The sequence below is a fragment of the Corynebacterium sp. HFH0082 genome, assembly GCF_000411235.1.
Taxonomy (GTDB): Bacteria; Actinomycetota; Actinomycetes; order Mycobacteriales; family Mycobacteriaceae; genus Corynebacterium; species Corynebacterium jeikeium_D.
Map to the genome: position 1 here is coordinate 2147329 of NZ_KE150404.1, position 25739 is coordinate 2173067.

Sequence of the window (25739 nt, forward strand, 5' to 3'; positions counted from 1 at the left end):
CCGTCGTAAAGCGAAACGGCGCTACGGCGCGGTCTATTGCCTAAAACTACATCGCATGCCCTAAAGTTGGTGATTATGGCGACCAATGATGCGAAAGAAATGAAGAAGGCGAACCGCGCCGCCAAGCGCGCTCAGCGTAAGCAGACTCGTAGCCAGATGTGGCAGGCGTTTAAGCTGCAGCGCTCGCGGGACAACAAGCTCGTGCCTTACATGGCGCTGGGCTTCTTCGGTCCAATTATCCTGCTGTTACTGCTTGGTCTGCTCATTGGTGGAGTCTGGCCCTGGGTTCTGACGATTATTGGTATCTCGATCGGCTTTATGGTCGCGATGTACATCTTCTCTAAGCGTCTTGAGGCGTCCTTCTACACAGAGGCGGAAGGCCAGGCCGGCGCTGCGGCGTGGACGCTGGACAATATGCGTCAGGGCGTTGGCTATGTCTGGCACGTCAAGACCGGTGTTGTCGCTAATCAGCACATGGATGCTGTTCACCGTGTTATTGGTAACGCCGGTGTTGTGCTGGTCGGTGAAGGTGATCCGAACCGCGTCAAGCAGATGATTGCTCGTGAGAAGAAGTCGCTGGCACGCATTGCGGGCGAAGCGCCGATTTACGACATGATTGCTGGTAGCGACGAGGGCCAGGTCCCGCCGAAGAAGCTGCAGCGCGAACTCATGCGTTTGCCGCGCAACCTGAATAAGGATCAGGCCAACGCTCTGAATGAGCGCATCCAGTCGATGGACCGTATTCGCGATGCGCGCGCGAACATGCCCAAGGGTCCAATGCCGAAGGGCGCTAACCCACAGGCCGGCATGAACCGTCGTGCGCGCCGTGCCGCCAATCGCGGCAAGAAGCACTAGAGGTTTTAGCTAGGTTTCACCAGGGTCGGTTGCTCGGGCAACCCGCCGAGGGGCAATCTAGGTTGAAGCAGAAAAAAGGGGCTTTCGGGCCCCCTTTTTTTGTGCTTTAAAGCTTTAAAACGATGCCTAAAGCCATGTCTTCACACACAGTTATTGATGTCTTGTTGAAGTGATTGCTCTCACTTATCACGCTGTCAGCAAAGGTCGTATCCTTGCTGGAAACAGTGCTTAATGAAGATTACTGCTAGTTGTGCCACCATGGGATATGTGCAACTCTTGGCTGAAAATGAACTCTTAGCGCTTCTAGTGATTTTGTTTCTTGGCCTGGCAATTGGCCAGATCAAGATCTTCGGCTTCAAGCTTGGCGTGGCTGCCGTCCTCTTCGTCGGCCTTATCCTCGCGACTATTGAGCCGGAAATTCAAATCTCCCCGTTGATTTACATCGTGGGCCTGGCATTATTCGTCTACACCATCGGGCTGGAGGCGGGCCCCGAGTTCTTCAGCTCGTTACGCTCGCGCGGCATCAAGCACAACCTGTTCGGCATTGGTGTGCTCGCAGTTGTCACCATCGAGTCTTTCCTGCTGATCAAGTTTTTGCCTATCGATCCGGTGGAAGGCGCAGGCGCCTTCACAGGCGCCCTGACCAACACCCCGGCTATGGCAGCAATCGTCGATGCTCTTCCTAGCCTCATTTCGGATAAGGGCGAGCTGGCCGCTGCGCACGATATGCCGGTGATTGGTTACTCCCTGGCCTACCCAATCGGCGTGCTGGCAGTGATTGCCTCTATCGGTATTATGTCGAAGGTCTTCCGCGTCGATCACGACCAGGAAGCTATTGACGCAGGTGTCGCCGCGCTTCCGCTACATACTCGGGACATCAAGATTCTCAAGGACGACCTGCCTTCCATCACTGACCTTCCGTCGAAGTTCGGTTTGGACATCACGGTTTCGCGCATTGAGTACAAGGGCCACCTCTACATTCCGTCTCCGGGTGACACTGTCTCCGTCGGCGATATTATTTCCGTCGTCGGTACAGAGGAAGAAATTGCTCGTGCCGCCGAGTACATTGGCGAGCTTATGCCGGGTGATCCGACACACGACGGCCGCCTAGACTTCCGCCGCATCTTCGTCTCTGCATCTGACGTGGTTGGCGTACCCATCGCGGAGCTTCAGACTCGCATGGATGGCATGATCATTACGCGTATCCGCCGCGGCGACCACGACATCGTCGCGGAACCAAACATGCGCCTAGAGCTTGGTGATCGCGTCCGCGTAGTTGCACCGCCAGAGAAAATCAAGGACGCAACAAAGTTCTTCGGCGACTCTTACAAGAAGCTTTCCGACGTCAACCTCTTGCCACTCACCCTTGGGCTTACGCTGGGTGTCTTGGTGGGTCTCATCAAGATTCCGCTTCCGGGCGGCAGCTCGTTAGCCCTGGGATCCGCTGGTGGTCCACTGGTTGTGGCGCTGATTCTGGGTGCTGTCGGCCGCACTGGCCCGTTGGTTTGGCCTATCCCCTACTCGGCCAACCTGGCGTTCCGCACCATGGGTCTAGCACTGTTCCTGGCTGGTATCGGCACCACTGCTGGTAAGGGATTCCAGGCTGCGTTGTCTGACCCGGCATCACTGACAGTTCTGGGTCTTGCCGCCATCATCGCGTTTAGCTCCGCACTGTTGACCCTCATTGTCGGTCACCGTGTGCTGAAGATTCCATTCGGCCAAACTGCGGGTATCCTCTCGGGCTTGCAGACTCACCCGGCAGTGCTCTCATACGTCAACGACCAGGCCAAGAACGAGTTGCCGGCAATGGGATACACAACGGTGTATCCAATGGCCATGATCATGAAGATTATTCTCGCCCAGGTCCTGGTCGTGTTGGTGCTATAGCGCTAACCCAAAATGACGGCCGTGCCAGTGGCACGGTCGTGCATGCCGCGCATATCCGAGTCGGTGATTGCTGGCGGCAGCAAGAAAAGAGTAAGCAAGCTGCGGAAGAAGGCACGAACAAAGCCAACTCGCTCGCCGGGCTTGTCCACGCGAGCGACACCCATCTTCATCATCCACTGGCCCGGAGTGCGGGCGAACAGCCAAACCGACACCGTGCCAATAATGAGGAAGACAACTGGCGAATAGGTCGCAAGGAATGACTGCCAGGCGATAAACGAATCCCCGAACTGGTCAATCTGCGCCTCGCTCGGGCCGAAGAACATCGAAAAAGCGCCGGCAATCATCAAGGAAATAATCCAGTCAATGAGAATGCCGCCGACGCGACGCATCAACGTCGCTTGCGATCCTGGGCCATCGGGGGCAAGACCCAATGCCTGGCCGGGATAGTCCGAGAGCTTGTCCGGATTATCGAACTCTCCCGGAATCTGAGGGCCATCTAGCCAACTGTGCTTTTCTTCCATGGGTTCATAGTCTAGTGCAGCAATCCGGCTATCAAATCACGGGCTGGGACAGCCATTCAGCGCGTGCGGGGGTAATCCGGGGGCGATGTTGCGTCGCCTTTTCCATTTTCTTATCAGCATGGGAGCTAAAGGCTCGTCGTAAAGCGTGTGTGACATGAATGCGCAGGATATTGCCGTGTTTCCATAAACAGATAATCCGCTCCCTATTTGCGTAACCCATTCCGTATTGGCGAATTCCTCACGCGCCATGCCAGAAATTCGTGGTTCTAATTCCAGAATGAATGCGTGGTTCGTTAAGCTTGAAGGCGTCAACCGGCCAGTCCTTGACAGCGCGGCAGGTGCACGAAACAGCGTGCAAGAATTCCCTGCTGCGTACTAAACAAGGCCAACTAAGGAGACCGCACATGTCCTTCAAAACTCCCGAGGAAGTAGTCGCGTATATCAAGGAAGAGGGCGTCGAGTTCGTAGACGTCCGCTTCACGGATGTTCCCGGCATCGAGCAGCACTTCACCATCCCGGCATCCGCATTTGACGAGGACGCGATGGCCGAAGGCCTGGCATTCGACGGTTCCTCGATTCGTGGTTTCACTTCCATCGACGAGTCCGACATGGCACTGCTGCCCGACCTGAGCACCGCGCGCATTGACCCGTTCCGCAAGGCAAAGACCCTGAACGTCAAGTTCTTCGTCCACGATCCGTTTACCCTCGAGCCGTTCTCCCGCGACCCGCGTAACGTCGCGAAGAAGGCGGAGGAATACCTCATCTCTACCGGCATCGCCGACACCTGTTTCTTCGGCGCTGAGGCGGAGTTTTACATCTTCGACAACGTAGAGTTCGAGACCGACACCAACCGCGGCTTCTACGAAGTTGATTCCATCGAAGGCTGGTGGAACCGCGGCAAGGACCAGAACCCGGACGGCTCTGCAAACCTGGGTTACAAGACCCGTCTGAAGGGCGGCTACTTCCCTACCGCTCCGTACGACCACTACCAGGACCTGCGCGACAAGATGTGCCTGAAGCTCGCTGACGCCGGCTTCGACCTGGAGCGCGCCCACCACGAGGTCGGCACTGGTGGCCAGCAGGAGATCAACTACAAGTTCAACACGATGTTGCACGCTGCAGACGACCTGCAGACCTTCAAGTACATCATCAAGAACACCGCCTGGGAAGAGGGCAAGTCCGTCACCTTTATGCCGAAGCCGCTGGCTGGCGACAACGGCTCGGGCATGCACGCTCACCAGTCGCTGTGGAAGGACGGCAAGCCGCTGTTCCACGATGAGGCCGGTTACGCAGGACTGTCGGACATCGCTCGCTGGTACATCGGCGGCATCCTGTACCACGCAGGTGCGGTACTGGCCTTCACCAACCCGACCCTGAACTCCTACCACCGCCTGGTCAAGGGCTTCGAGGCTCCGATTAACCTGGTCTACTCGCAGCGCAATCGCTCTGCCGCTGTTCGCATTCCGATCACCGGCTCCAACCCGAAGGCAAAGCGCATCGAGTTCCGTGCCCCGGACCCGTCGGGCAACCCGTACCTTGGCTTCGCTGCCATGATGATGGCCGGACTGGACGGCGTGAAGAACCGCATCGAGCCGCACGCTCCGGTTGACAAGGATCTCTACGAGCTCCCGCCGGAGGAAGCCGCCGACATCCCACAGGCTCCGACCTCTCTCGAGGCCGCGCTCGAGGCCCTGCGCAACGACCACGAGTTCCTGCTCGAGGGCGATGTCTTCACCGAGGACCTCATCCAGACCTACATCGACTACAAGTACGAAAACGAGATCGAACCGGTTCGCCTGCGCCCGACTCCGCAGGAATACGAAATGTACTACGACTGCTAAAGTTTTCGCTTCACGACGGCCACAGCAAGCACCCCCCCATTGCTCCTCATGGCCGCCCAACGAGCTTGTTAGATGCCGCCTGACCACAGTTAATGTGGTCAGGCGGTTTTTCATTGCGGTCATGCTGGCTGCGGGCGCCTGGGCCCGCATACGCGCGCGTATGTGAGCACGAATTTGTGCGCGGTTCCGGGCCACTCCCCTGAACAGGGTCATACACCACCACAAAAGGGCCGCGACCCCTGCACGAGTAGAGTTGCACACTCTCCGCCCCAGTCTTATCGATGCAATATTCACTTGTCGATGCGCTATAGCGTGGCCATAAGTGAACAGCGCATCGACAAGTGACAGGGTGGGGAGGATACCGTGCGCATAAGTGCCGGACAGCCGTCGATGAGTGAAGGAAAATCATCGATAAGTGCCAGAAAAGTGGCCATAAGTGCGAGGGTGGCGCTAGGGACAACACGAGGGACGGATGCGAGGGACACCGCAAGGGGGCGGACACCAAGAGCGGATGGGGCATGCTGCGAAGGTAGGACGCCAGGCAATCACGCCCGTTGAACCAGAAATGTGTCGCAACTTAATGACATGTGACAAAGTTCATAAACATTGATGCGTGGGAGGATAATTCACTCATCTGTAATCGTTCTCAAAAAGTATCAATTGTGCATGTCGAAGTAGTTATTACGGGCAACTTATTGACGGAAATTGGACTCTGTCGCTGTGACCGTCGTAAAGCGGGAATGTCGTGCTGAAAACTGCGTAAACGCCCCTACGCTGTGGTTTTTCCGTATGGTGGTACGCCATACCCCTCGGAAATGGCGACTCGAGAGCCCACGCCGAGGCGATTTGATTGATTCTGGAGAGCATGCATCTGGAATTTCTTAAGCAGAGCCGCCGCATAGGGTGGCCGATGAACATTAAGAAGGATTTGAGCATTCTTGACTAACGAAAACGCTGCCAACCCAGAAAACTCAACTCGCATTGATTTTCTCTACCTCAGCGAACCGGACATGGTTGAAGCTGGTGTCACGGATTTCGCCAAGTGTGTTGAGACCATGGAAGAAACCCTGATTCTGCTGGCTGACGGCGACTACCGCATGGCCGGTGCTTCCGCTAACTCCCACGGTGCCCAGATCAACTTCCCGGATAACCCAATCCATGAGGGTATGCCGGCAAATGGCCCTGACCGTCGTTTCATGGCAATGCCCGCTTACCTCGGTGGTCGCTTCAACGGCGCAGGTGTGAAGTGGTACGGCTCCAATGCCGATAACCGCCAGAACGACCTGCCACGTTCGATCCACCTGTTCATTCTCAACGATGCAATTACGGGTGCCCCGAAGGCTGTCATGTCGGCAAACCTCCTGTCGGCATACCGCACTGGCGCTGTTCCGGGTGTCGGCGTCAAGCACCTGGCCGTCGAAGACGCCGAGGTCGTTGGCATCATTGGCCCGGGTGTTATGAGCCGCACCATTCTCGGCTCTGCCATGTCGCAGCGTCCGGGCATTAAGAAGGTCAAGGTCAAGGGCCGCTCCCAGGCCTCGACTCAGAAGGCTGTCGATTGGATTAAGAACGAGTTCCCGCAGCTGGAAGAGGTCCGTATCGTCGAGACCGAAGAAGAGGCCATCCGCGACTCCAACATCCTCATCGCCGGCACCTCGACTTCCTCCGATGGCCCGTCCGGTTTCCCGTACTTCAAGAAGGAGTATCTGAAGCCCGGCGCGCTGCTGCTCATGCCAGCCGCTGCACGCCTCGACGACGACTTCGTGCGTTCCGACGACTGCAACCTCGTCGTTGACTACACCGGCCTGTACGAAGAGTGGTTCAACGAGAACGGCCCAGACGTGACCTATGAGCGCTTGCTCGGTATTCCGGGTAACCGCTGGTGGGACATGAAGGAAGAGGGCACCCTTCCCGCCGAGAAGCTTGTCAACATTGGTGATATCGCTTCCGGTAAGGCCCCGGGTCGCCAGAACGACGAGGAAATCTTCTGCTACTCCATCGGAGGCATGCCAGTCGAGGACGTCGCCTGGGCCACCGATGTCTACGACAACGCCCTGGCAAAGGGCATCGGCACCAAGCTGAACCTGTGGGATGTTCCGCTGCTGAAGTAGTAGTGACCAGCAAGTTCGATAACACGATTAGTAAGCTCAACAAGCTAGACGCGAAGTAGGCGAGTTTTACCAATGGGTAAGTTCAAACCCAGCAGTGACCAGACAACTCCGGAAGGAATCCAACGATACATCCGGGACAATGACATTCGCTGGGTAGACGTCCAGTTCACCGACGTTCCCGGCATCGAACAGCACCTAACCGTTCCGGTATCCGAGTTTGATGAGGACTCAGCCTATGAGGGCCTCGCCTTCGACGGATCTTCCATTGCGGGTTACACCTCGGTGGATAACTCCGACATGATGCTGCTGCCCGACCTGGACACGGCTTTCATCGACCCGTTCCGTAAGTCGAAGACGCTGAACATGAAGTTCTTCGTCCATGACCCGCACACCCGCGAGCCGTTTAGTCGCGACCCGCGCAATATTGCCCGCAAGGCCGAGAACTACCTGAACGAACTGGGCTTCGCCGATACCTGTAATTTTGGCGCTGAGGCAGAGTTCTACATCTTCGACTCCGTCCGCTACGACTCCAGTTCAAACAAGTCATTCCACGAGGTGGACTCGGTTGAGGGCTGGTGGAACTCCGGTGTGAAGGTAAACCCGGACGGATCGCGCAACCTCGGCCACAAGGTGCGCACCAAGGGCGGCTACTTCCCTACTGCTCCGTATGACCACATGCAGGATCTTCGTGACGAAATCGGCGAGCACCTGCAGGATGTTGGCTTCCATGTTGAGCAATCCCACCACGAGATGGGTTCGGGCGGTCAGCAGGAGATTAACTATCGTTTCAATACCCTGCTGCACGCTGCCGATGACATGCAGACTTTCAAGTACGTGGTGAAGAACACCGCCAAGTTCAACCAGAAGTCCGCTACCTTCATGCCGAAGCCATTGGCCGGCGATGGCGGCTCTGGTATGCACATCCACCAGTCACTGTGGAAGGATGGCAAGCCGCTATTCCACGATGAGAATGGCTACGGTGGCCTGTCGGACATGGCGCGCTACTACATTGGCGGCATTCTGAAGCACGCCGGCGCAGTCCTGGCTTTCACCAACCCGACGATGAACAGCTACCACCGGCTGGTTCCGGGCTTCGAGGCCCCCGTCAACTTGGTCTACAGCCAGGAGAACCGCTCGGCCGCCATCCGAATCCCAATTACCGGCGCAAACCCGAAGGCCAAGCGCATCGAGTTCCGCGCTCCGGACCCGTCGGGCAACCCGTACTTGGCTTTCACCGCCGCAATGATGGCTGGTCTCGACGGCATCAAGAACCGCATCGAGCCTGGCAAGCCGATTGACAAGGATCTCTACGAGCTGCCACCAGAGGAACTCAAGGACGTCCCCACCGTCCCGCATTCGCTGGAGGGTGCGCTGAAGGCGCTGGAAGAGGACCACGAGTTCCTGCTTGCCGGCGATGTCTTCACACAGGATCTCATCGACGCGCATATCCGCTACAAGTTCGAGCAGGAGATTATGCCGGCACGTCTGCGCCCGACGACGCAGGAGTTCGAGCTCTACTACGACTGCTAGCATTCGCCCCGTAAAGCTCGCTTGACGACGCCCACACCGCTACCCCACCTAACCGTATTGGGGTAGCGGTGTTTTTAGCTGGGACACGCTGTTTTTAGTCGGCACATTTAGTAGAGCTAGCACCACTGCGAACTAAACGGATTGGGGCTACCCTTGATTGTTATGAACAACAAGTCACTGACCCGTTCCACCAATAACAAAATGGTTGCCGGTGTGCTCGGTGGGTTCGCTGAGTATTTCAACTGGGATGCGACTTTGCTGCGCGTTATATTTGTCGCGTCTTTCCTGATGCCTGGTCCGCAGTTTCTTCTCTACCTCGCAGCATGGATTATCATGCCGAAGCAAACTTACGTATAAGCGCGGTCGACCGAAAAATACCTAAATAGCCATACCTTGGAGTATTTATCTAATGAGCGACGCCGCTCCCGAAAAACCCACCAAGAAAATTTACCGCTCGCGTAATGACCGCCTCCTCGGTGGCGTCCTCGCAGGAATCGCGGAAAGCCAAGGCTGGGATATCACTTTCACACGAATGGTCTACATCATCCTTCCCTGCGTTGGATCGATGATTGGCTGGAAGATTGGCGCTGGATTCCTAGCTCTTTACCTCTTAGCCTGGTTCGTCCTGCCAGATGGCGAGTACACGCTTGACGACGATGCCCGCGGCTCCAACCCCGCAGGGAAAGAAAATAAGCAATAAACGTCAAGCTTAATAAGATTGATACCTTTCCGTTACTCGCAACGCCCTCACCAGCACTATTCCAATTTCGCAATCACGCAAATTCGGTAACAAATAGTGCATAAAGTGCACAGATTCGCGCCATTTGACTTGCACAGGTCCCAGAATTACCTAGTGTTCTTTCTGTACGGCTTTGAAGCCACGCCCTCTTCCGATGCCTGATATTCAAAAGAATTGTCAATTTCTCTTTGAATTTAATTCTGGCAAATAGTGGAAGTTGCCAATAATTGAATAGGTAACTTAGTTAGCTCTCAAGAAAGTGGTTTTGAAATGCAGAACAAGAAGATGACCCGTATCGCTACCGCAATCGTCGGCTCCGCCGCCCTACTCGGCGGCCTGGCTGCATGTTCTTCCGATGATGCACAGGATGCTGCTAACAACGCCAAGGATCAGGCTGGCCAGGTAGCAACCGACGCCACTGATAAGGCTGGCGACGCTATGGACGGCGCTAAGGATAAGGCCAGCGACGCAGCTGATGGCGCTAAGGACAAGGCTGGCGAGGCTGCTGATGGCGCTAAGGACAAGGCCGGCGAGGCTATGAACGGTCTGGGTCTGGGCGACGCTGCTGGCGAGGATGTGGCAGAGGCTGACCTGCCTGAGTCCATCACCGAGGCAGCTTCTTCCTTCACCTCCCCGTACGATTCTGAGGCTGGCGAGTTCAAGTCCGCTAAGAAGGTCGGCGACGCAGTTGCCGCTGAATACGAGAACGTCACCTTCGTTGAGTCCCCAGAGACCAACGGTGCACAGCCGCTGATTGGTAAGATTCGCGAGACCTGGGTTGCCAACGGCGCACTGGAAAACGAGATTGGTCTGCCGACCGCTCCGGAGTCCGAGATTGAAAACGGTTGGGAGCAGCCGTTCACTAAGGACACCATGAAGTGGACCTCTGAGGACGGCCAGAACTACTCCGACTCCTACGAGAACAAGTAGTTCTACACGAACCGAAAGATTTTGAGCGTGCCGGGTGGCACGCTCTTTTTCTTTCCCCCTAGCTAGTTAAATCCCCCTTTCCACTAGTCAAAAACGCCAGAGGCACCGCGCCGATGTGCGCCAACAATGTTGATATCGACAATCCCCACGGCAGCCATTGATGCAAAGACCGTGGTGGGGCCTACGAACTTAAAACCAGCTTTCTTCAATGCCTTGGCAAGCGCCTTGGACTCCTCGGAGTAGCTGGGCACCTCTTCGATTGAACGTGGCTCGGGAGACTTCTCCGGTTTAAACGACCACATCAACTCGGCTAAGCCGCCGTTTTCACGCAGAGCAATCGTCGCCGCGGCGTTATTGATTACCGCGGTAATCTTCCTGTGATTCCGAATGATTCGTTCATCATTCATCAATCTTTCGACATCTTCGTCATCGAAATCAGCAACCGCATCGGGGTCGAAGTTCGCGAAGGCTTCCTGAAACGCGGGCCGCTTCTTCAGCACTGTCTCCCACGACAACCCCGCCTGAAATACCTCCAGGCTGAGCCGTTCGAATAGTCCTTGCTCATCGCGCACCGGCATCCCCCACTCGGTGTCGTAGTACTCTCTCAGCAGCTCACTGTGAGCAGCCCATGCCGGTCGAGCCAACCCATCCTCACCGATGATGAGCCCATTGTTTTCCGTGTAGTCCGATCCAATTTTCATCAGTCTTTCCAATCCCCCAATTCCGGTTTGACTTAGCTGAGCACCGCAGCTCTTAATTCTTATGCTTGTGTTGACGCCCAACCAGAGCGCCATACACCAGATCCAGCGTCGGCGTTTCCACTTTCGCCTTCTGCCCCATCCGGCGGATTGCGCCAATCTGGGCATCGAGCTCATTGGTAAGTCCCGCGGTGTAGTCGCGCTGCATCGACGAGGTGTTGTCGTACCCTTGAGCATCAGTAAAGGCCAAGGTCCGCGACACGATGTCCTCTGGCAGCGCAACGCCGCAGGCTCGACCGACTGCCTCGGTTTCTTCAAACATCCGCGTCAAGCTGTCGCGCATTTCCGAACGCAAGTAACCAATCGGACTATCAGCCAGGGCACCTAGGGCACCGAGGTTAGCCACGAACATCGCTTTTGCCCAGATATCGACCCAGATATCCGGGAGCTGTTCGCCACCGAGCCCAGCCATGTGCAATGCCTCGATAACTTCCCCGACCAGGTCATTAGTGGAGTCATCGAATGTGCCGATGTTCAGGCTCATCGGTCCTGGTCGGAAGGTGACTTCTGCCGGGCCAGTGTGGATAAAGAAACCGCGGATAACACCCGGGAACACCTTGTCCTCACCGAACCGCCCCGCTGCCAAATAAGGGATTTCCACCGAGTTATGGGTGGTCACCACTGCTGCACCAGCCGGAACTTGCGGGAAAGGATCGTTGCCCGGCAGCGCCTTGGTTGCTGCAATCACAACATCGACGTCGACGCCATCGGCAGTGAGTTCACCCCAATTGTCGGCTGCTTTGACGGGGATAATGCTGCGTTCCCCGTGCTCGTCGATAAGCGTGAGCCCCACCTCACGAAGACGTGTCAGGGTCTCGCCGCGGGCGAGAAAGACGACATCATAACCCGCTTGCACGAGGCGACCGCCAAACCAGCCGCCGACAGCTCCTACACCTAAAACTCCAATCCTCATAGCTGCCACCTTACGACTTCCGCACTGAGCGCGAAATAGGTTGCATGCGGTTGTCCACAGGCAATCCAGGCTATCCCCAAATGTGAAATTTGAGCTTGAATTACTACCTTGTCAAAACTATGTAAAGCGGAGTAGGGTCGAAGTTAATAGATATCAACCCAGGGTTGTTACTCTTTTGAGGCAAGACCTGAGGCCCACAGTTTGTGGCGCCTCGGGTCTTTTTGCGTTTAACGGCCCTGCTTACTGTGAAGGAAGGTCACGATGGGGTCGTCAAAAGATTCCAGCGCGAGGGCAATAGTTGAAAACCTCGGTGGACCCGGAAACATCACAAGCATGACGCACTGTGCGACGCGTCTGCGTTTTGAACTCGGTGATGTCTCCAAGATCAACGAGGACAAGATTGACAAGGTGCCGGGCGTACTCGGTGTCGTTCACCAGGGCGATAACCGCTACCAGGTCATCTGTGGCGGTGGCGTCGAATCGATGTACACGGCAATTAAGCATCTACCGGAAATGAAGGGCGCCGGCGCAGTCGCCACTAAGTCCGACGCAGACGTTAAGGCAGAAGCTCGCTCGAAGGCACGCGGCAAGTACTCCTGGTTGGACAACTTCTTCGAGTACCTCTCGGATTCCTTCCGCCCAATCCTGGGCGTGCTGTTGGGTGCATCGCTGATTATCGCGATTGCGGCTGTACTCGACGGCCTGAACATCGTCGACTTCCGCGCTGAGGATAAGTCCGCCACCTGGATTTTCGTCGATGCCATGTGGCGCAGCGTCTTCTACTTCCTGCCAATCATGGTCGCCTACAACGCAGCGAAGAAGCTGCGGGTAGATCCATGGCTGGGCGCAGCCATCATGGCTGCCCTAATGACGCCGGAGTTTATGAGTCTGCAGGATACCGATCGCTTCTCGGACACCATCAAGACAGTCAACGAGGAACTCGGTACCGAAACTTTCACCGCCAACATCTTCGGCCTGCCAATGCAGCTCAATGACTACGGCGGACAGGTCTTTGTACCGCTGATCATGGTCGCCATCCTGGCAGTGGTCTACCACGGTTTGAAGAAGATCTTCCCGGAGAATGTGCAGATGGTCTTCGTTCCGTTTATCTCCATGTTGATCATGATTCCGCTGACGGCTTTCCTCATTGGCCCGCTGGGTATCTGGCTGGGTAACGGAATTGGCTCCGGCCTGGCATGGATGAACTCGAACGCACCGTTTGTGTTCGCAATTCTCATCCCGATGCTCTACCCGTTCCTGGTACCGCTGGGTCTGCACTGGCCGCTGAATGCCTTGATGCTGGTCAATATCCAGACTCTCGGCTACGACTTCATCCAAGGCCCGATGGGTGCCTGGAACTTCGCCTGCTTCGGAGCAACTGCCGGTGTGCTGGTTCTTTCCATGCGCGACCACGACACTCAGATGCGCCAAACTGCAACGGGTGCACTCGCTGCCGGTCTCTTCGGTGGTATCTCCGAGCCGTCCCTCTACGGTATTCACCTGCGCTTCAAGCGGATTTACCCGCGCATGCTGCTCGGCTGTTTCGCCGGCGGTCTGACTATCGCCATCCTGTCGGCTCCGTTCGGTGGTGTGACAACCAACGCCTTCGTCTTCACCTCCCTCATCACCACTGTCGTGTTCAAACCGATGTGGGTCTACCTGATTTCCGTCGCCGTGGCATTCTTCGTCGCCATGTTCGCCATCATTCTCACCGACTACCGCACGCCGGAAGAGAAGGCTGAGGCCGAGGCCGCACGCGCCGCAGAGCTTGACGACGAACCCAGCGACGCCACCCCACACGCTGCCACCAGTGGCTCCGATTCGGCTCCAGCTGAGGCTTCCGGTGACGCTGGTACCAACGCCGAGGCTGCCGCACCGGCTGCTGCGGCAGCTGGCGCCGGTGGTGTCGCAACTGCCGTTGATACCAAGCCTGTACAGGTGCAGGCCCCGGTTGCCGGTGAGGTTGTCAGCCTTGCTGAGGCCGGCGACGCGGTCTTTGCCTCCGGTGCTCTCGGTGACGGTGTCGGTATCAAGCCAACCAGTTCTACCGTGGTCGCACCCGTATCGGGCACGTTGATGACTGTGGCAAAGACCGGTCACGCCTTCGGTATTAAGACCGATGACGGTGTAGAGGTACTCGTCCACGTCGGTATCGACACAGTCAAGATGGCCGGTGAAGGCTTCGATGTCCAGGTTTCCAAGAAGCAGCACGTCGAGGCCGGCGATGTACTTGCCGAGGTCGATTTCGACAAGGTCAAGGAAGCTGGTTACCCAACCACGACACTGATGACCATCACCAATACCAAGAAGCTAACCAAGGTTTCCCCGGTCACCGGCATCTCTGTCCAAGCCGGCGACATGGTCATCGAAGTTCAGCCATAATTGATTTCTAGAAGGCATACCGGCCTGAAATCCCTCAACTTATGGAGGAGTTCACGGTTACCGACATGGAAATCCTGAGAGTATTCAATAACAACGTGGTCCTGGCCAAGGACGCGACCGGTGAAAAAATCATCACCGGCCGCGGCATTGGGTTCAAGGCTCGCCCGGGACAGCCGGTTGATTCGAGCAAAGTAGTCCGAATCTTCGTCCCGGCAGAAGGCCGCGATCCGGACCATATTGCCACGATGCTCACAGAAATTCCGCTGGCTCACATGACTCTTGTGACCGATGCGGTAACCGCAGCCGGCCTGCCGGAATCAATGACGAAGAACGCTTCCCTCCTTGTGGCGTTGGCCGATCACATTGGTTTCGCCATCATGAGGGCAGCTAACGGGCAGCGAGCCGATTACCCGCTGCTCGCGGAGGTCAGCCAACTTTATAGTGAAGAATACGCGCAGGCGCAGGCGATTTTGTCGCATATCAATCGCGCCCTCAATGACCGTCGTATAGCGCCATTGCCCCGTTCCGAAGCAGTGGCTATTACGTTGCACCTGGTCAACGCCGGGTTTGCCACGGGTGATTTGAGCTTCACCTACACCATGACGGGCGTCCTGCAGCAGCTGCTCACAATCATTGAAAGTGATTTTGGCATCACGCTGGAGCCAGAGACTGTCAATGTAGGGCGCTTCATCACGCACCTGCGCTACTTGTTCGTCCGGATTGCCAAGCATGAGCAGTTGAAAGATCACTCCTCCGCTATTGGCCAGGCCATCCGTGACTCCGCCCCAGAGGCGTTTCGCTGCGCACAGCGTATCTCCGCAGTCATTGAACTGCGTCTGGGGACGGGGTTGACGGAAGACGAAGTTTCCTACCTCACCCTGCACATTGCACGCATTGTGCAGGCAGCGGCTGTATCTCCCACCGCCTCCAGGGCTTCCCGGAGCGTGCGCGACGTTGATGCTAAGCAAGCACCAGCGGGCGGCGCACCCGCGGTGGGGTGTACAGGCACTGTGCCTGAGTCAGAAAATTTCACATATTCGACCCGAAAGGATTCAACCATGATTACTCGTACCGCTACCATCGGTTCCTCCGTAGGCCTGCACGCTCGCCCGGCTTCCCTGTTCACTCAGGCTGCTGCTGAGTACGACTACGACATTGTCATTTCCCTTGACGACGAAGAGGCCGATGCCGCCTCGATCCTGGAGGTCATGACCCTCGGCGCTAAGCACGGCGACGAAGTCACGCTGAGCTGCGAGGACGACTCCGCAGCTGCAGCTCTGGACGAGCTTGCAGCCATGCTCGAGCGCGACATTGATGCCGAGTAAGCCCAGCTAGAACGCTCCTGGATAACACCACGGCACACCACGACCGACGAGTATCCCCGCAGAGGTCCCGAAAAGGAGATCGGAAGCAATGAACGAGCAGCACACTGTCATCTATGGCATCGGTGTCTCGACCGGTACGGCCAGCGCTGAAGTAGTAAAGGTACTCCCCGCCCCGGGAGTTGATACTCAAGAACCGTCGTCGACCGATCCCGTCGCCGATGGTGAGCGCGTCCGCGAAGCGATGGCCAACGTCGCAGAGTCGCTGAAGAAGCAGGCTGAGCACTCCAGCCCGCAGGCACGTCCGATTCTGGAGGCCACTGCGCAACTGGCTTCCGATAGGGCGCTCGCCAAGGCCGTGGTGAAGAAACTCAAGGCAGGCTCCGGCGTCACCCAGGCCGTTCACGATGCCGTTGAGGACTACGCGCAGCTCCTAACCAGTCTCGGTGGCTACATGGCTGAACGTGTCACCGACCTCTACGATGTTCGCGACCGCACAATTTGCGAGCTGCGTGGCCTGCCAAAACCGGGCGTCCCGGATGTCTCCACCCCAACTATTCTGCTTGCCGACGATCTCGCGCCCGCCGAAACCGTGGGTCTTGACCCCGAGTTGGTCGTAGGCATTGCCACCGCTGGTGGCGGGCCGACCAGTCACACGGCTATCCTCGCAGCACAGCTGGGCATTCCAGCCGTCGTTAAGGCGAAGGGCGTCATGGAACTCGAGGCCGGAACCTTCGTCGCCATTGACGGCGGCGCCGGTGAGGTGATTGCGAATCCGACCGCCGATGAGGTCGCCGCGTTGGAAGAGCGCGCTCGACGCCGGGAAGCAGCCCTAGCGCAGTCTGTGGGCGCAGGCAAGACCGCTGATGGTTACCCGGTGAATCTGCTGGCCAACATTGGTACCGCGGAAGATGGTGAGTCTGCGGCAGCGCAGGATAATGAGGGCACCGGCCTGTTCCGTACTGAGTTCCTTTTCCTCGACCGCGACAAGGCTCCGAGTTTGGAAGAACAAACGGAAACCTACACTCGTGTGCTGAAGGCATTCGGTGAGCGACGCGTGGTTGTGCGCACGCTGGATGCGGGTGCGGATAAGCCGCTGAGCTTTGCCGACCTAGGCGAGGAAGAAAACCCGGCGCTGGGTCGCCGCGGACTGCGCCTGTCGCAGGCTCGGGAAGATTTGCTGGATACGCAGCTGGATGCACTCGCCGCTGCGTTTGACGCCACCGGGCGCAAGGCTGACCTACGGGTTATGGCTCCGATGATCGCAACGGTCGAAGAAACAAAGTGGTTTGCGGACAAAGCGCGTGAGCGTGGCCTGCCGAAGGTCGGCATCATGATTGAGGTCCCCGCAGCAGCGATTCGTGCGAAGCAGCTGCTGTCCATTGTGGACTTTGCCTCCATTGGTACTAACGACTTGTCGCAGTACACTATGGCGGCCGACCGTATGCAGGGGGCTCTGGCGGATCTCCTATCTCCATGGCAGCCGGCTGTGCTGCAAATGATTAAGTCCGCATGCAAGGGCGGCAATGCTACCGGCAAGCCCATTAGTGTCTGCGGTGAAGCCGGCGGTGACCCGCTGCTGGCACTGGTCCTGGTGGGCCTCGGCGTGAGCTCGCTGTCCATGGCTTCCAAGAAGGTGCCGGCCGTCCGCGCCGCTCTCCGCCTCCACGACCGCGCTACCTGCCAGCAGATGGCAGCATACGCTGTCGATGCCGAAACTGCGGCCGATGCGAAGGCCGCAGTGACCGCGCTGGTGGATCCGAAGGTGAAGGATCTGCTGTAGAGCGACGGAATTAGCACTAAGCCTGGCGTACACACGCTGTCAGCGTAAACGTGTGCGCCAGGCTCTTTCTCTTATGTTCGCTGCTCCATCACAGGCAGCAAATTTTCTGGGAAATTTCTTGATTTTCCCTCTCTCGAACGCCCCATTAGGATAAATAGAGTGCCTTCGTCGGCACCACCAACGCCGTCGAAGCCCCTTAATAATTCAAATAAAGACGGATCATACAAGCCGCAACTTAATTCACGCATCAGGCTCCACCCAGCCCGTGAAAATTCACAATTTCACATTAAGAGTGTCAGTTTTCGACATCGTGGCCTTTCATCTACATGGGCACACGAACTGCAATTGCGCTGCTGTAACGGGCGTTTGCGCCACCGCAGCACCGGCAACAATGGCATCGCCACAGCAGCTTGCAGCATCGCCCTTGACCTTACGGGCGACACTAATTTAGAAAGAACACAATTCTCATGACCAAGTCGAGCGGAGTGGAGTCCCCGAAGTCTTTCGCTTCCATTATCGTTGTTACAGCTCTCATGCTGTTTTCGATGTTCTTCGGCGCGGGCAACCTCATCTTCCCGCCGAAGCTCGGAGTGGATTCCGGTACCAATTTTGGCCCCTCAATCACCGGCTTCCTGCTCACCGGTGTGGCGTTGCCAGTTCTGGCCATCATCGCTATCGCCATTTCAGGCAACAACCTGCGTGACCTAGCGTTCCGCGCGGGCCGCATCTTTTCCTTGGGCTTCCCGGTAATCGCATACCTTTCCATCGGTGCTTTCTACGCTCTGCCGCGTACCGGTGCCGTGTCGTACGAAACCGGTGTCCAGCCGATTTTCGGCAGTGATTCACTGGCCGTCGCTGCGGCCTTCTACTTTGTTTTCTTCGGTATCGCCTTAGCACTTGCGTGGAATCCGAATGAAATTGTGTCCAAACTGGGCAAGATTCTCACCCCGGCTTTGCTGATTCTCTTGGTTGTATTGGTTGGAATGTCGGCATTCAAATTCGATGCCGCTCCGGCTGCGCCAATTGAGAAGTACTCCTCTACCCCATTTGCCTCCGGCCTGGTCGAGGGCTACCTCACCATGGACTCCATCGCCGGCCTGGCATTCGGCATTATTGTGATTTCCGCCCTGCGCGTCAGCGGTGTCCCAGAAGGCAAGCGCATGGTTCGCGGAACCATGACCGCAGGACTGTTCGCCGGCATTTTGCTCGCCATCATCTACTTGGGTCTGGGCTATGTCGGCCAGGTGCTGCCGAATGCCGCCTCCTTCGATAACGGCTCGGGCATTCTCGCAGAGGCTTCCAAGCTGGCCATGGGCCAGGTCGGACAGATTGTCTTCGGCCTCATCGTTTTGCTCGCATGTATGACCACGGCTGTCGGCCTAATTGCCGCCACCAGTGAGTTCTTCAACCTGCTGCTTCCGGGCATCAGTTACAAGGCCTGGGCCATTATCTTCACGGTCATGTCCTTCGTAATGGCAACACAGGGGCTGTCTCAGGTACTGGCGATTGCCGCGCCGATCATCACCTTTATTTACCCGCCGGCTATCACTCTGATTGCACTGACTCTTCTCGACCCGGTCATTTCCTACTCCTTCAAGCTGCATTACACCTACCGCCTGGGCGTCTGGGTTGCCACCATCTGGTCGGGTATCTCAGTACTCTCCGGTTTGGGTGTCGGTGGTTCTGCTTTGGCGGACTTCCTCAGTCTCGTACCTGGTCAGACCATCGAGTTCGGATGGTTCCTGCCGACTCTGGCAGCGACGATGATCGGATACGCAATTGACGTCGTCACGCGAAAGCAGCGCGCAAATCGCCCGGCGAGTGTGCTTGCCGACGAGACCGTTGCAGAAGAGGTAGCCGAAAAGGCGTAAAACCACACCCGGTTATTTGCGTTGCATAACGTAAATACCGCACGCTAGAGAAGTAAATTCCATCCGAACAAGGATTGACTATGAGTACCCGAATGCGTTTTACGCAAACGCTCCTTTTCCGCGTTATTGTCGCGATTATTCTGGGCATTGTCTGCAGCTTTTTCTTCCCGGACTGGCTGGCTCGAATTTTTGTCACTTTCAATGGCCTCTTTGGTAACTTCCTGGGCTTCTTTATCCCGGTGCTGATTTTTGCCCTCATCACGCCGGCGATTGCTAGCCTGGGCCGCGGCGCCGGAAAGTGGCTGGGTATTACCACTGCTATCGCCTACGGCTCGACGGTGTTTTCGGGTCTATTGGCCTACGCCGCCACCCAGGGGCTCTACCCTTGGCTGCTCGGCGCTGATCAGGCCGGCACATCGGTGGATATTGATGAGGGCGCGCTGGAGAGCTTCTTCAATGTAGAGATGCCACCACCGTTTGACGTCATGACCGCCCTGTTGCTGGCTTTCACGGTCGGTGTGGCGATGACCACCGTGAAGTCGGACTCGCTCTACCGCGGTGCGACGCAGCTGCGCGACGTGATTATGAAGATCATCTCGGCGTTTATCATCCCGCTGCTGCCGATTTACATCTTCGGCATGTTCCTGTCTATGGGCATGAACGGCAACCTGACCACGACGCTGTCGATGTTCTTCAAGGTGCTGCTTCTGGCAGTCATCGGCACCGTGCTCCTGTTGGCAATCCAGTTCTCCATCGCTGGCGCCATCGCTGGCCGCAGCCCGTGGACGTCCCTGAAGAACATGCTGCCGGCTTACGCCACCGCACTCGGTACCTCCTCCTCGGCCGCTACCATTCCGGTGACTTACAAGGCCGCGCTGAAGAATGGTGTCTCGGAGAAGGTCGCAGGCTTTACCGTGCCGCTGTGCGCGACCATTCACCTGGCCGGTTCGATGATGAAGATCACCCTGTTCGCGTTTGCTGTGATGTTTATGGCGGACAAGCCGCTTTCGCCGGGCATGGCCATCGGCTTCATTCTCACTTTGGGTATCACCATGATCGCGGCTCCGGGCGTTCCGGGTGGCGCAATTATGGCCGCGGTCGGAGTGCTGCAGTCCATGCTCGGCTTCGATCAGGAGCAGGTCGCTTTGATGATTGCCGCCTACATCGCCATCGACTCCTTCGGTACCGCATGTAATGTCACTGGTGACGGTGCAATTGCCATGATTATTAACCGCTTTGCCAAGGATGATGTCATCGACCGTTCCGAAGAGCTCAGCTTCGACGCTGAAGAGGCCAATTCCGCATCTTCCACAACCGAGGCCTAACTGGCTTCGGTGCATATGTAAAAATTAAAGAAAACATCCACCGGTCAACCCCGTCGCAATCTTTCAAAAGGCCTTCTTATGGGCCGATGCGGCGGGTGTTGGCATACATGTAAGGGGCCCGCCTTGGACTTCATTTCGACTCGCGACCCAGAGCGCACGCCGCACAAGTTCTCAGACATTCTCCTGGGAGGTCTCGCTAACGACGGTGGCCTCTACCTGCCGGTCGAGTACCCACAGGTTGACGATGCCACTTTGACGCGTTGGCGCTCCGTGCTTGTCGACGACGGTTACGCAGCCTTGGTTGCAGAGGTCGTCAGCCTTTTTGTGGGCGACATTCCACTGGAGGATTTGCGCGGTATCTGTGCACGGGCGTACACCTACCCGAAGTTCTCCGATCCGGATATTGTGCCGGTGACGAAGCTGGAAGATCAGCTCTACATCGGTCACTTGTCCATGGGCCCCACAGCGGCATTCAAGGATATGGCGATGCAGCTGCTCGGTGAGTTCTTCGAGTATGAGCTGGCTCGTCGTGGCGAGACCCTGAACATCCTCGGCGCCACCTCTGGTGACACGGGTTCCTCGGCCGAGTATGCAATGCGCGGCCGTGAGGGAATCAGCGTGTTCATGCTAACTCCGGCTGGTCGAATGACCGCGTTCCAGCAGGCTCAGATGTTTGGTCTGCAGGATGCCAACATTCACAACGTCGCCCTCGACGGTGTCTTCGACGATTGCCAGGACATCGTTAAGGCGGTCTCCGGTGACTTGGAGTACAAGGCCAGCCGCCACATTGGCGCAGTCAACTCCATCAACTGGGCTCGCCTGATGGCTCAGATCGTGTACTACGTCTCCTCGTGGATTCGTGTCACTGGCGGCAACGGTGCTGAGGCGAACAACGCGCAGAAGGTCAGCTTCAGTGTGCCGACCGGCAACTTCGGTGATATTTGCGCCGGCCATATTGCGCGCCAGATGGGTGTGCCAATTGACCGCCTGATTGTGGCTACCAATGAAAACGATGTCTTGGATGAGTTCTTCCGCACGGGTGCCTACCGCGTGCGCAGCGCTGCGGAGACTCAGGCTACCTCTTCCCCATCGATGGATATCTCCCGCGCGTCTAACTTCGAGCGTTTCATCTTCGATCTGCTGGGGCGCGATGCTGAGCGCACTGCAGACCTCTTTGGTGTCAAGGTCAAGGAGGGCGGCTTCTCTCTTACTGCTGATCCGATCTTCCCGGAGGCTTCTGCCCAGTACGGTTTCCTCTCCGGTCGCTCGACTCACGCTGACCGCGTCGAGACCATCAAGGACTGCTGGGAGCGCCTAGAGGTCATGGTCGATCCGCACACCGCTGACGGCATCCACGTCGCCCGCGGCCTGGTAGACCAGGTATCCACCCCAATTGTCTGCCTGGAGACCGCTCTGCCGGTAAAGTTCTCCGAGACCATCCTGGAGGCCACCGGACGCGAGCCGGACTGCCCGGAGCGTTTCGCGGACATCATGAATGCCCCGCGCCGCGTTACCGAGCTGCCGAATGATGTCGATGTGGTGAAGAAGTTCATCGACGACAACGTGGCTTAAAACCGGGCATAGCCCAACCTCCCCCCCCATCCGCGCAGCAGCGATGTGGAATAGTGCCCTCTTTTTTAAGGGCAAACGGCATTATCTTGGGCTATAGGGCTGTTATTACCCCCGTGATTACCTCACAATTGTTCACATGAGTTTCACTCGAGTTAATAGCCGTCCTATGCCCCACGCGCCCGCATCTTCCCCGCAGGAAGGTTCCCAAAAGACAACCACGGTCTCGCGGGCGCTGGCCGACACACTGGCCCAGCACTGCGACCACTGCTTCGGTCTCATCGGCAACGCGAACTCCCACTTCACGTCAGCCCTTACTGAATCGGGATTCGGCTACTCCTCCGTCCGACACGAATCGGCTGCTGTCGGGGCCGCCGATGCATTCCACCGTGCAGGTGGAGGGCTTGCCATCGCGACCGCCACTTGCGGCGCAGGATTTACCAATGCGCTAACCACTCTGGCCGAGGCTCGAGTAGCCCGTATTCCGCTAATTTTTGTCGTCGGCACGCACCCGGAACGCCCACGTCCCTTTGACCTTAATCAGGCGGCGCTCCTCGACGCCCTCGACGTCTGTCATCGCACCGTTACTCCCGAGTCCGCGCTTGACGACGCAAACTTTGCGGTCCAGCACGCACTGAGTTCTCGGCAGCCTGTCGTGCTGCTGCTCCCCTATGACATCCAAGAAGCACCGATTACGGCATCTGCGTCTGAAACACAGTCGACTAATCAGGAGCATCTGCACACCGGCCGACCAGAATGGTTGGAGTCAACTGTCGCGTCGCTGGCCGAGGAACTGCAAACTGCCCGTCGCCCACTCATTATTGCTGGTAGAGGTGTGTTGCTCTCTGGTACCGCAGATCTAGTTCGCCGCATCGGGGACGGTGCGGGGGCACTGTTTATGCACTCAGCGATGGCTCGTCATGTGCTTTCCAGTCCGTGGCAGATTGGCACCGTTGGCGGTTTTGCGCACGCGTGGCAGGTGGAGCTAGCTCGACAGGCCGATGTGGTGCTGTTCCTGGGAGCAAGCTTCAACGCTTTCCAAAACCGTGGCGGCAACATGTTTGCACCGGACGCGAAGATTATCCAGGTTGTCGACGAGCCCCATCCCGCTGCTCAGCCGTCGGTGACACCGCTATTGGCTAAGTTGGAGGAACTTCTGCCCGTACTGGCAGAGCAGCTGGAGAAGTCCCGGGGGGCGTCGTCAAGCACATGGCGTGCGGAGTTGAAGACACTGCCGACGACAGCGGAGGTCGAGTCCCTGACGTGCGCGGATGGCCGGTTGGATCCGCGGGCGTGCCTGCAGTATCTGAATCGTATCCTGCCCAATCAGCGCGCTGTGTGTACTGACGGTGGCCATTTCCTGGGGTGGGTTCCGAAATATCTTGATGTGCCTGGTCCGCAGCAGCAAGTGATTGTGGGCACGGCGATTCAGTCAATTGGTTTGGGCATGGGGTCACTTGTCGGCCTCGCGGCGGCACGCCCCAAGGACTATTGCGTGCTAGTCGCCGGTGACGGTGGCGGCACGATGGGTATTGCGGATTTACCTGCGGCGATTGAGCAGCTGCGGCGTGGTCGTGGCGGTTGCGTGGTGTTCATTAACGATGCTGCCTATGGCGCGGAGCTGCACCAGTTTGGCGATGTCGGGTTGGACACCTCGTCCATGGAGATTGCCGACTACGACTTCGCCGCAGTCGGACGTGCCTATGGCGCTCACGGTTTCAGTGTCGGCGAACCTGAGGACTTTGCCCAACTCGACGCCTACTTCCATGACGTTTCCAACTCCGATGAGGCTTCCGTTGCCGTAATTGATTTCAAGGTCTCACGGCTGGTGGTCGCGGACTTCGTGAAGGAAGTTCTGGCTAAGGCACAAAGGTAGTTTGCCGCAGGCATGATCGGGGCCATCTAGGCCCCGGTGCGACCCCTCTTCAGGCCGGTTGGTTGATGGGGTCTACAATGTGGCGAGTGGTAAAGCAGCGTAACGGTAAAGATCAGATTTCATCAACAGATCAGCTCGCCACCGCAGTGGCAAAGGACCCGCGCGAGCATGTCACTGGTCGCGCGATTGCCGTCTGGCTGGCGGCGCTGATTACCTACATCGTTGCCATCGTCGGCCGCACCTCCATGGGTGTCGCTGGCGTCGAGGCGCTCGATCGCTTCCATATCAACGCCTCCCAACTCGCGCTGTTCACCGCCGTGCAGGTTGGCGTCTACGCCCTGGCGCAGATTCCGACGGGCATCATCATTGACCGCGTCGGCGCCAAGAAAACGATGGTCGTGGGCGCACTGATCATGGCACTGGGCCAGGTCATCATTGCGTTCACGACATCGTATCCGCTGGCTGTCATTGCTCGTGTGTTCATCGGCGCCGGCGATGCCACGGCATTCCTCGGTGCTATGCGGCTGCTTCCCGCGTGGTTCCCACTGCGCGTCACTCCGCTGTTCACGCAGCTCACGGCTGGTCTTGGCCAGCTCGGCCAGTTCATCTCTGCGGTCCCGTTCCTCGCGATTCTGCACGCCGCGGGGTGGGTGCCCGCGTTCTTGTCGCTGAGCACCGCGGGTCTTCTCATCGCTTTCGTAGGCATGATCGCGCTTGCCGACGTCCCGGAGAACTCCTCCACAGCCAAGATGTCACTTCGTAAACGCCGCGCCGCCGAGAAGGCCGCGAAAACGGCTGCCGATGGCGGAGCCTCTGCCGCAGCCGATGAGAAACTAACTATCGGCCAGACTCTGAAGATTGTGACCACTCACCCGGTGTGCTGGCAGGGTTTCTTCACTCACTGGACTGGTTTGATGCATCAGTGCATCTTCACATTGCTGTGGGGCATGCCTCTGATGATGCTAGGTATGGGTCTTAAGCCCTCCGAGGCCAGTGTGGTGCTGGTCGTTAACACGCTGTCAGTAATTATCGCCGGGCCGTTGATGGGCATGGTCTCGGCACGCACCGGCCGCGACCGTATCAAGGTTGTTGTCGCAATCGCGTTTATCAACATGGCCGTCTGGATTGTGTTCCTGGCACCGAGCAACCCACCAGCGTACTGGGCAATTATCGTAGTCAACATCCTAATGGCCGGTCTTGGCGCGATGTCCAACTTCGGCTTTGACTCAGTGCGCGAAGAGGTCGATCGCAAGGTACTCGCCACCGGCACTGGGTTGGCGAATATGGGCGGTTTTGTGGCCACCATGCTCGCTGCACAAGGTGTCGGCTTCCTGCTGGATATTGCAGCTCCCGATGGAAACTACACCTGGGAGACCTTCCGCATTGGCTGGTTGGCTGTCGTCGGTGTGTGGGTGATTGGTTTCGTTGGCCTGCTGGTGGCAAAGCGTGCGGCGGCACGCTTTGTCGCCCAGCAGAGCCGTTTTGAGCTGGAACCTACGGAGTAGGAACTACAGGAAGTCGAGAGA

Annotated in this window: 19 protein-coding genes and 1 pseudogene; 17 read left to right on the plus strand and 3 right to left on the minus strand. The window is 57.4% G+C overall.

Annotation, left to right across the window (positions count from 1 at the left end):
* Nucleotides 1-75 precede the first annotated feature (75 nt).
* Together HMPREF1206_RS09220 and HMPREF1206_RS09225 are read left to right on the plus strand one after the other, a co-directional pair.
* A complete protein-coding gene (locus tag HMPREF1206_RS09220) occupies nucleotides 76-855 on the plus strand; it encodes a DUF4191 domain-containing protein (RefSeq protein WP_005511046.1) in 780 nt (259 codons plus the stop codon).
* A gap of 267 nt (nucleotides 856-1122) precedes the next feature.
* Complete coding sequence (locus HMPREF1206_RS09225; protein WP_172620275.1) at nucleotides 1123-2742, plus strand: aspartate:alanine exchanger family transporter; 1620 nt, start codon at nucleotides 1123-1125, stop codon at nucleotides 2740-2742.
* Nucleotides 2743-2744: 2 nt separating this feature from the next.
* Here HMPREF1206_RS09225 and HMPREF1206_RS09230 read toward each other — a convergent pair whose 3' ends face one another.
* The gene (locus HMPREF1206_RS09230; protein WP_016423046.1) at nucleotides 2745-3263 is read right to left on the minus strand and encodes an RDD family protein; all 519 of its coding nucleotides are present in this window, start codon (nucleotides 3261-3263) and stop codon (nucleotides 2745-2747) included.
* Between the two features lie 404 nt (nucleotides 3264-3667).
* Here HMPREF1206_RS09230 and glnA (HMPREF1206_RS09235) point away from each other — a divergent pair, with 404 nt between their 5' ends.
* The 6 genes from glnA (HMPREF1206_RS09235) (at nucleotide 3668) to HMPREF1206_RS09260 (ending at nucleotide 10414) form a co-directional block, all read left to right on the plus strand.
* Nucleotides 3668-5104 (plus strand): type I glutamate--ammonia ligase, encoded by a 1437-nt coding sequence (gene glnA / locus HMPREF1206_RS09235; RefSeq protein WP_016423047.1) that lies wholly within the window; start codon nucleotides 3668-3670, stop codon nucleotides 5102-5104.
* A gap of 938 nt (nucleotides 5105-6042) precedes the next feature.
* Entirely contained in the window at nucleotides 6043-7215 is a 1173-nt protein-coding gene (locus HMPREF1206_RS09240; protein WP_016423048.1) for a tyramine oxidase subunit B, read from the plus strand.
* A 72-nt stretch (nucleotides 7216-7287) separates the two neighbouring features.
* Entirely contained in the window at nucleotides 7288-8745 is a 1458-nt protein-coding gene (gene glnA / locus HMPREF1206_RS09245) for a type I glutamate--ammonia ligase (protein ID WP_016423049.1), read from the plus strand.
* Between the two features lie 162 nt (nucleotides 8746-8907).
* On the plus strand, nucleotides 8908-9102 hold the full coding sequence (locus tag HMPREF1206_RS09250) for a PspC domain-containing protein (protein ID WP_016423050.1): 195 nt from the start codon (nucleotides 8908-8910) through the stop codon (nucleotides 9100-9102).
* 52 nt (nucleotides 9103-9154) lie between these two features.
* Nucleotides 9155-9445, plus strand: coding sequence for a PspC domain-containing protein (locus HMPREF1206_RS09255; RefSeq protein WP_016423051.1), 291 nt, complete (start codon nucleotides 9155-9157; stop codon nucleotides 9443-9445).
* A 309-nt stretch (nucleotides 9446-9754) separates the two neighbouring features.
* Nucleotides 9755-10414 carry a hypothetical protein gene (locus HMPREF1206_RS09260; protein ID WP_016423052.1) on the plus strand — a complete coding sequence of 220 codons (660 nt, stop codon included), beginning with the start codon at nucleotides 9755-9757 and terminating at the stop codon, nucleotides 10412-10414.
* An 83-nt stretch (nucleotides 10415-10497) separates the two neighbouring features.
* Here the strand turns inward: HMPREF1206_RS09260 and HMPREF1206_RS09265 are convergent, their stop codons facing one another.
* Both HMPREF1206_RS09265 and HMPREF1206_RS09270 read right to left on the minus strand, forming a co-directional pair.
* Complete coding sequence (locus HMPREF1206_RS09265; protein ID WP_016423053.1) at nucleotides 10498-11115, minus strand: DNA-3-methyladenine glycosylase I; 618 nt, start codon at nucleotides 11113-11115, stop codon at nucleotides 10498-10500.
* Nucleotides 11116-11167: 52 nt separating this feature from the next.
* Nucleotides 11168-12085: a 2-dehydropantoate 2-reductase gene (locus tag HMPREF1206_RS09270; protein ID WP_016423054.1), complete on the minus strand. Its 918-nt coding sequence runs from the start codon at nucleotides 12083-12085 to the stop codon at nucleotides 11168-11170.
* Nucleotides 12086-12346: 261 nt separating this feature from the next.
* On the opposite strand from HMPREF1206_RS09270, the gene HMPREF1206_RS09275 reads away from it, so the two are divergent.
* From HMPREF1206_RS09275 to HMPREF1206_RS09310, 9 genes and pseudogenes are all read left to right on the plus strand, one after another.
* Nucleotides 12347-14467, plus strand: coding sequence for a glucose PTS transporter subunit IIA (locus tag HMPREF1206_RS09275; protein WP_016423055.1), 2121 nt, complete (start codon nucleotides 12347-12349; stop codon nucleotides 14465-14467).
* Between the two features lie 65 nt (nucleotides 14468-14532).
* A pseudogene (locus tag HMPREF1206_RS11350) lies at nucleotides 14533-15348 on the plus strand (PRD domain-containing protein); the annotation flags it as partial.
* A 177-nt stretch (nucleotides 15349-15525) separates the two neighbouring features.
* Nucleotides 15526-15792: an HPr family phosphocarrier protein gene (locus tag HMPREF1206_RS11355; RefSeq protein ID WP_231367226.1), complete on the plus strand. Its 267-nt coding sequence runs from the start codon at nucleotides 15526-15528 to the stop codon at nucleotides 15790-15792.
* Between the two features lie 88 nt (nucleotides 15793-15880).
* Complete coding sequence (gene ptsP / locus HMPREF1206_RS09285) at nucleotides 15881-17572, plus strand: phosphoenolpyruvate--protein phosphotransferase (RefSeq protein ID WP_016423057.1); 1692 nt, start codon at nucleotides 15881-15883, stop codon at nucleotides 17570-17572.
* A 467-nt stretch (nucleotides 17573-18039) separates the two neighbouring features.
* A complete protein-coding gene (brnQ, locus tag HMPREF1206_RS09290) occupies nucleotides 18040-19443 on the plus strand; it encodes a branched-chain amino acid transport system II carrier protein (RefSeq protein ID WP_016423058.1) in 1404 nt (467 codons plus the stop codon).
* Between the two features lie 80 nt (nucleotides 19444-19523).
* Complete coding sequence (locus HMPREF1206_RS09295) at nucleotides 19524-20768, plus strand: dicarboxylate/amino acid:cation symporter (protein WP_016423059.1); 1245 nt, start codon at nucleotides 19524-19526, stop codon at nucleotides 20766-20768.
* 123 nt (nucleotides 20769-20891) lie between these two features.
* A complete protein-coding gene (gene thrC / locus HMPREF1206_RS09300) occupies nucleotides 20892-22340 on the plus strand; it encodes a threonine synthase (protein ID WP_042388789.1) in 1449 nt (482 codons plus the stop codon).
* Nucleotides 22341-22476: 136 nt separating this feature from the next.
* Nucleotides 22477-24213, plus strand: a complete 1737-nt coding sequence (locus HMPREF1206_RS09305) for a thiamine pyrophosphate-binding protein (protein ID WP_224784053.1) — start codon at nucleotides 22477-22479, stop codon at nucleotides 24211-24213.
* A 77-nt stretch (nucleotides 24214-24290) separates the two neighbouring features.
* Nucleotides 24291-25718, plus strand: coding sequence for a nitrate/nitrite transporter (locus tag HMPREF1206_RS09310; protein WP_042388791.1), 1428 nt, complete (start codon nucleotides 24291-24293; stop codon nucleotides 25716-25718).
* Nucleotides 25719-25739 lie beyond the last annotated feature (21 nt).